Annotated in this window: 1 protein-coding gene and 1 pseudogene; one reads left to right on the forward strand and one right to left on the reverse strand. The window is 47.2% G+C overall.

What is annotated here, in order from left to right:
* A pseudogene (locus F6K49_RS46740) lies at positions 1-493 on the reverse strand (photosystem II D2 protein (photosystem q(a) protein)); the annotation flags it as partial.
* Positions 494-980: 487 nt separating this feature from the next.
* Between F6K49_RS46740 and F6K49_RS46745 the strand changes: the two are divergent.
* On the forward strand, positions 981-1,577 hold the full coding sequence (locus F6K49_RS46745; protein ID WP_293109303.1) for a photosystem I assembly protein Ycf4: 597 nt from the start codon (positions 981-983) through the stop codon (positions 1,575-1,577).
* Positions 1,578-1,663: the final 86 nt, after the last annotated feature.

Raw genomic sequence — 1,663 nt, forward strand, 5'->3', positions numbered from 1 at the left:
ACTGTCCCAATGGGTACATCAGGAACACGCTGACAAATACTGCAATCGGCGCACTGAATGCGATCGCGTTGTAGGGTCTGATGCCTACTAGACGAGCAATTTCAAATTGCCGCAGCATGAACCCAATCAGACCAAACGCTCCGTGGAATGCCACGAAGCTCCACAACCCTCCTAGTTGGAACCAGCGGGTCAAGTCTCCTTGAGCTTCTGGTCCCCACAACAGCAGCAGGGAATGTCCCAGACTGTTAGGAGGAGAGGATACTGCTACGGTCAGGAAGTTACAACCTTCAAGGTAAGAAGAGGCTAAGCCGTGGGTGTACCAAGAGGTAACAAAGGTGGTACCAGTTAGCCAGCCCCCTAACGCCATGTAGGCACAGGGGAACAACAGAATGCCGGACCAGCCGACGAATACAAAGCGATCGCGCTTGAGCCAGTCATCGAGGATATCAAACCATCCTCTGGTGCTGGGGGCGCGTCCTACTGCTACTGTCATAGATTCAAATCCTCATACATATAACGATTTGCAAGGATTCAAAATTGGGACGCTTTTACGTCTTTTTACCGACACTCCCACCCTTCTAGAGGTGGATTTCCCTTAGAGTTCAGTGAGGCAAGAGTCACTTCCCTCTTACAGGATTGTCTTTTAACGGGATGCCACAGGCTATAAGGTTAGGCTGTGGTCACTTAATGTTTCTTAAACTATCACACAGTTTAACGCTTGACTTGATTCTCCCATAAGGAGAGTTGGGTTACAAACGTTACATACAATAATAATAAATACCAAAAATTTTACAAAATTACACATACTCCTCAGATTTTTTTTATATTTGGTGTCAAAAGTTACATAATTTCCCTGTGTTGGTCAAAAATGTGATACTAGTTCTAGATGAGCTCGCTGCAGTATCCGTAAATCAACTGATCTACTCTCGAACTCAGCGCTATTGTCAAGTCAGATTTCTTAGAGGCAACCACATCTTCTCATGGCAGCATCCACCAACCAACTGGAAAACCTGGTACTTCGACAATCGGTTCTTGGCTCTCGCCGTTTGAGCAACTATTTAGTGGCAGGAGCTGTATCCATAGGAGGTATAGGCTTTTTCCTCGCAGGCCTTTCGAGTTATCTCAACATGGATCTACTCCCGATTGGAGATGCAACCAACCTAATTTTTATCCCTCAGGGAGTAGCAATGGGGTTCTATGGCGTTGCTGCGCTGTTGCTATCTCTCTACCTATGGCTAACCATTTATTGGGATATCGGTGGAGGGTACAATGAATTTAACCAAGAAACAGCTATGGTCAGAGTAGTGCGGTCTGGCTTTCCCGGTAAAAACCGTGAAGTCGAATTCAGTTGCCGTACAGAAGATGTCCAGTCGATTCGAGTAGACATCAAAGAGGGTCTAAATCCACGCCGAGTCCTCTACGTCCGCACTAAGGATCGCCGGGAAGTTCCTCTTACTCGTGTCGGTCAACCCATCTCCCTTTCGGAATTAGAAAATCAGGGAGCAGAGCTGGCTCGTTTCCTCGGAGTTCCCTTGAGCCAGATGTTGAAGCAGACGATAACCTGGGACAGGTGGTGATACTGGCTCAAGTAAGTGGGTCTAGTTCCTCCAAGCTGGTGTCTAAACAGGGAACCAAGAAATCAGAAGGTGCAGGCTTCACTGTC

The sequence above is a fragment of the Moorena sp. SIO3I6 genome (assembly GCF_010672095.1).

Bases quoted from the DNA above. Each gene is read 5' to 3' on its own strand.
- F6K49_RS46745 (WP_293109303.1), top strand. From the start codon at position 981: ATGGCAGCATCCACCAACCAACTGGAAAACCTGGTACTTCGACAATCG.